The 5,576-nt window shown below is 35.2% G+C and carries 7 protein-coding genes; all 7 read right to left on the reverse strand.

Annotated features, from left to right (window positions below; all coding sequences use genetic code 11):
* Nucleotides 1–444 (reverse strand): hypothetical protein (locus tag M2R47_RS09000; protein ID WP_249102334.1); only part of this gene is annotated, 444 nt, incomplete at its 3' end.
* A 128-nt stretch (nucleotides 445–572) separates the two neighbouring features.
* A complete protein-coding gene (locus M2R47_RS09005; protein WP_249102335.1) occupies nucleotides 573–905 on the reverse strand; it encodes a hypothetical protein in 333 nt (110 codons plus the stop codon).
* Entirely contained in the window at nucleotides 902–1,708 is an 807-nt protein-coding gene (locus tag M2R47_RS09010; protein ID WP_249102337.1) for a VENN motif pre-toxin domain-containing protein, read from the reverse strand. The genes M2R47_RS09005 and M2R47_RS09010 overlap by 4 nt, the downstream gene beginning before the upstream one ends.
* 292 nt (nucleotides 1,709–2,000) lie before the next feature.
* Entirely contained in the window at nucleotides 2,001–2,222 is a 222-nt protein-coding gene (locus M2R47_RS09015; RefSeq protein ID WP_249102340.1) for an SMI1/KNR4 family protein, read from the reverse strand.
* Complete coding sequence (locus M2R47_RS09020; RefSeq protein ID WP_249102344.1) at nucleotides 2,219–2,770, reverse strand: SMI1/KNR4 family protein; 552 nt, start codon at nucleotides 2,768–2,770, stop codon at nucleotides 2,219–2,221. Before M2R47_RS09020 ends, M2R47_RS09015 begins: the two co-directional genes overlap by 4 nt.
* A 10-nt stretch (nucleotides 2,771–2,780) precedes the next feature.
* On the reverse strand, nucleotides 2,781–3,521 hold the full coding sequence (locus M2R47_RS09025) for a hypothetical protein (protein ID WP_249102345.1): 741 nt from the start codon (nucleotides 3,519–3,521) through the stop codon (nucleotides 2,781–2,783).
* A 459-nt stretch (nucleotides 3,522–3,980) separates the two neighbouring features.
* Nucleotides 3,981–4,736: a hypothetical protein gene (locus M2R47_RS09030; RefSeq protein WP_249102347.1), complete on the reverse strand. Its 756-nt coding sequence runs from the start codon at nucleotides 4,734–4,736 to the stop codon at nucleotides 3,981–3,983.
* Nucleotides 4,737–5,576: the final 840 nt, after the last annotated feature.

The following is a 5,576-nucleotide window of genomic DNA, read 5'->3' on the forward strand; positions in this document are numbered from 1 at the left end:
GTGGTTTTGTACATCACGGACAATGCGATGAATGTCATTGATGTTTAAGCATTGACCCAGTACACTACGCTTGCCATGGGTTGATGGTGCTAAAGCAAAAGAAAATTGTCTTAGGTCTGTTTTATCTTTGGCATCCAGTGGTGCATAAGCGATTTGATTGATGGTAAAGCAAGGCAAATCATCGTGGCTGTCTTGATTGTCAGTATGAACAGAATCCATCTTAACGGCAGGCTCAAAGGCAGGCACCTCAACTTGTACACTAGGATTTGTCATCAATGATTGATGAAGCACCGCCTGTCTTTGTTCATTAAGCAAGATTTGCTGATGGGCAATCTGTTTAGAAGTGTTGGCATAAGCTGAACAACATAAGGTCAAAGAGACAGCCAGTGCCAATCGTGTTGGCAGGGCTAATATAGGGTAAGATGGGTGGTTGGTGTGAGTCATGGGTTTGGGGTTTTTGGGGTTGGGGGTAGGGTTGTAGCCTTTAAGGGTTTAGCAAATCAAAATCAAACAATTCGATGGGTTGCATCTGAAAATGTTGGGTTTCACATTCGTTCAACCCAACCTACGAGCTAAGTTTGTTTTGTATCACAACATTTAGGGTAATTACAGTTGCTGCATTTATTGCAAAAAATAGTCAAAGGATTCATAGCATCCTGTTTTTCCCCAAACCAAAAAAAAGCTCCTTTGCAATGAGGGCAAGTGTTATATTTACTAATAAATACGATCGTTGAAATATAAAAAAAACCACAAAATACCATAAGCGACATATAAAAAATTAATTTTGTACCAAAACTAGAATGGAGAAATCCAGAGGCAATTAAGACAAAAACATTTACTGCTATATATTTATTTCTAATTCGCAAAAGCTTCTGATAATCAGAAAAAGTATTTTTAACATTCATTGCAACCTCCTTTTAAAAAAATCTCTTATTGTAAGTGTTCTGGTTTTATTATCCGAGTATGTGAATGAGCCTCCGGGAGCAACACCACCTTTGGAATTACCACCAATTGCCCCGCCATAACCAGAATATTTGCCACTAGAGTCGTTATGAATATTAAAACACCCAACGAGCAAGCAAGTGCTAGCTGTACTTGAAGTAGCATCTATGTTTGATCTGCCGCCTCGGATGTAATTTGCACCCAAGCCAAAACCAGCCCCAAAACCTGTTGTGTCAGAAGTTGTTACAGCAACCCCAGCATCAAATTCCCCCCAATTAATTTTTGGGTTACGGATTGAAAAATTCTCAAACGCATCACCAGACGTTACAAAAACGGCAAGCTCACCACCTTTTCCCTTGATAGGCGTAGTGTTAATCCCTGCGTTTACGGCCACAGTACCATTCCACTCCACCCCCACTTTCCCAATCTCAGTCCCACTCACTGCATCAGTGGTACTGCCATCGGTGGCTGTATAGATGGCTGTCGCAGTGGCTAGATTTAGAATGCTTGTGATGGTGTCTTTTTGCCCTTGACTGAGTGTCTCTGGGTATTTGGTGCCATATAGGTAATTAGCCAAGGCAGGTGCAGCCACTTCACCACCTGCTCCTGATAAAGCACCAGTTGTGATGTTGTTATCCGTGGCATAACTTACCGCAGCACCTAGTATGGCATGAGCTAAAAGGTGCTGTACTGAACCTTCTTGGTCTTTACGTTTAAACTCTTGACCGATACGATAGGCAAGCTCTGGGCTTGCTGCTCTTGCCACATCACCTATGATACCATTTGAGTTAGGAGCGTATAAGGCTGATGTGATGCCGTCAAAGAGTCTTAGGTTATCGTCTATTTGTTTGGCTTTGGTTTCAAGCCTGTAGGTTGGGTTGAGGTACGAGACTCAACAAATTCAATGGGTTGCATCTGAAAATGTTGGGTTTCACATTCGTTCAACCCAACCTATGGGCTTTCTTTCTACTAAATTAATATTACCCATATTTTTAATAAACTCTTGGCAATCAGAGTCTTCATGTATTTCTTGTCTCATTTCATCAGAAAAGCCATACTCATCTCTTGTCTCTATATATATCATCTCCGAGTAGTATCCCACCAGAACATTTACTCATTGTCATTAAAAATTCTTTAAATTGACCATGAATAGGTATATTATACCTTTGCTCAATTTGTTTGATTTCATCTTCTGTATAGCCCTGAATAAGTTCTGGTTTGTCAATAAAGCTATCGTAAGGGCTTTTGATAGATAATAGGGCTTGGATTAAATTAGTCATAACAATCTACCTGTTGTTAATTCTTTAAAATCATTTCCATTTTGTCCTGTGATTTGGGAAGTAGTAATTTCACGACAATATTTTAAAAAATCAAACAAAGTACCAAATTCTCTAACGGTTTCTTCATTGGTATCCCATTCATAGACGATGTCATTATTATCGGCTGCTAACATGAAATATTGAACAATATGTTCATTAATGCCTGCAAAGATAAAAAATCGTTTTTCTATCAAATCAATATTGCCAAGAAATTTCATTAGGTATTCATAGTTGCTATCTTCTTGAATAAGCTCTCTTGTATAATCATCAAGATGATGACTTGCATAGCTCTCTCTATATATATATATATCATCTCCCAGTAATATCCCACCAGAACACTTTCCCATCGTCATTAAAAATTCTTTAAATTGACCGTGAATAGGGAAATCATACTTTTGCTCAATTTGTTTAATTTCATCTTCTGTATAGCCTTGAATTAATTCAGGGCGTTCGATGAAATTATTTCTTGGATGCTTGATACTCAATAGAGTTTCAATTAAGTTGCTCATAAATTACCTCTTATTTACTGTTCTTGGTTGAACCATGTTCAATATGAATTTTGATGTTTTGGTTAAGATTTTTAAAGTCTTGGATTGTCCCACCTGTACCATCTTTACCACCACAAGCATAACAAGCACCTTGTTTAGACCGTGATGTATTTTGAATGTTTAATTGAATACTATCAATATTTGCACCATTTTGGTTTTGCTGGGTAATATGACTCATAATTTTCTTTTCAGCATGATTGCCATTCTCTTGGTTGTTATCAGGATTTGGTCGATTAGGTAGTATTTTTATCTCTTTATTTTTACCATTGATAACTTTTGTGGTTGTTGCTTCACTTCTAAGCACATGATATTCTTTACCATTAATGGTAACTTTATCAGGAGCATTGGGATTCCAGCTTTGACCGCTTACTGCCAAGTAATTAATAGTTTTACCATCTTTGGTAGTGACAGTAGCGGTAGCCACACTAACCTCTTCATTAATCACAAATCTTCCTTTAATCAAAGATTCTTGTTTTCGTTCTCCACGTTTTGCTGTTTTGTTAAATGCTTTAACATCTTCTTGGTCTTTTATCAAAGCCGCCCGAATACCATCCAACTCTTTCTTAGCATCATAACCCAACCCATGTGTAACCGATAAGTTACCATCAATAGTGGTGGTTAGTTTGGAGTTGTGTTCAATTCTCTTTTGACGCTCGAAGTCAAAATTAACATTCTCTCTCCCCTTTCTACTTTCATCAATATTTTGAACCACACTTTCGTAGTACGGTAGGTTGGGTTAAGGCACGAAACCCAACAAATTCAATGAGTTACATCCGAAATGTTGGGTTTCACATTCGTTCAACCCAACCTACGAGCTAGGGGTGTTTTGTATTGATTACATAAGTTTACAAAAAAATTCACCAATAGCATTCGTGATAAATAAGATGGTATTGGTGATCAATCGTGTAAATGTTGATGAAATGTTATGTTATTGAGTTTGATTGATCAAAATACAAAAGCAATATGAATGCCACAAAATTTGCAATAGCAAAAGCCATAAATACACCAACAACACCAAGATAAGATAATAACACAATACTCAAGGGCATTCCAATGAATACCAATGACAGACGAGATAGGGGTGGGTATTTTTTGAAACCTAAGACTCTTAATCTGGATATGATTGATATATTTATACCATCAAATAATGCCACCAATAAAGCAACTGTCATCAAAACAATGGTTGATGTATTGATATTTCCAAAATATAGCCAAGAAAAAATAGGAGTTGATAAGAAAACAATAAACCCAACAAATAAACAAAAAATAAAACGATTCCAATAATGGTCTTTTGGATTTGGTGTGGTATTGTTTTTTGATGATCTTCATTGGTTTTTGATAAATTGATAGCCAAAGAAGATGAAAGACCTATATAAATAACAAAGATGATATTAATAAAATTTAATAAAATACCGTAAGTTGAAATAATCTCATTGGAATAATTGGAGTTAAGATAATAAGCCAATAATGCAAATGATATAGAAAACAATAAACTTGTCATCGCATCTGAAAGACCAAAACTACCTATTTGTATAAAGTTTTTGATATGAATGCTGGGTTTAATGTATCTTGTATTAAGTTCTTTGAGTATAAAAACAATAAATATCAAAGCCCCTAAAAAACGAATGGTTGTTGTTAATGAGACAGCAACTTGGTCGTATAAATCACTACCCAGTACAAGGACTATATTGAGCAGCAAATTTAGTATGACAAAAACAATGGTAAGATTGAATACTTTGTTTATTTTCCCAAGCGTATCTAAGATATGAGAAAATATAATGTATGCTGGTAAAAATAAAAATCCAATTGCTAAATAGATATAAGTCAGGTATTGCGTGGTTGTCAATTGTTCATTTTGACTTAAAAAATATAGCAATAGCAAGCTAAAAGAAAAGACAGATACGCCCAAAAATAGCGAATATCCCATACAGGTTGATATGGCATTTTTTATCTTGATGCTGGTTGTAAAATATGGGAATTCCTAATGATAAAGCTAAACAAATAACAACAAAAACCTGTATGATTTGGGTTGAAAAAATATAGTCGGATAGGGCATTAGTGCTGTTAGATAACTTGGATAATATGATAATATCCACAAATGGCATAGATAGGGCGACAAACTTAGATGCACCAATAACAGTGGCTTGTTTTATTATGTTTTTGTGATAATCCATATCATACCACCTTTAATGATAAATTATTGGGTTTATATTGGTATTTTCACATAGTGTAAAATAATAAAAATCGTTTTTGGTAGGTGTGTTGATAAAATTATTTTTTATCATATATACTTCTCTTGGCATTCTTGCGTTATTGCTTTTTTGGAGCAAAAAAATTAATTCTTTATATTCATTGCAAACAATAAATAAGTAGCAATAATTCGACTTATTTTCATAAGTCCATTGGGAGCAAGAGAATAGAATTAACATTTTTTTGGTGTTGTCATCAATATTTTTTCCTAGGTAATTTAAGTGCCTAACCCTAGATATTCCAACAGTCCAATTTAAAAGATTATTGTTATTAAAGCACCATACTACGAAATTAGCAAATTCAGATTCATTGCGAATATTTATAAGCCCGTAGGTTGGGTTGAGGAAAGAAACCCAACAAAATCAATGAGTTACATCTGAAAATGTTGGGTTTCACATTCGCTCAACCCAACCTATGGGTTTACTCATAAAGATTCCTCACTGTCTTATGATGACAACTCATCCGCCCTTGTCATCATTCAAACTTATTATAATAAAAAATAACCGCATGATTCAAT

It is taken from the genome of Moraxella oculi (genome assembly GCF_023336735.1).
GTDB lineage: Bacteria > Pseudomonadota > Gammaproteobacteria > Pseudomonadales > Moraxellaceae > Moraxella > Moraxella oculi.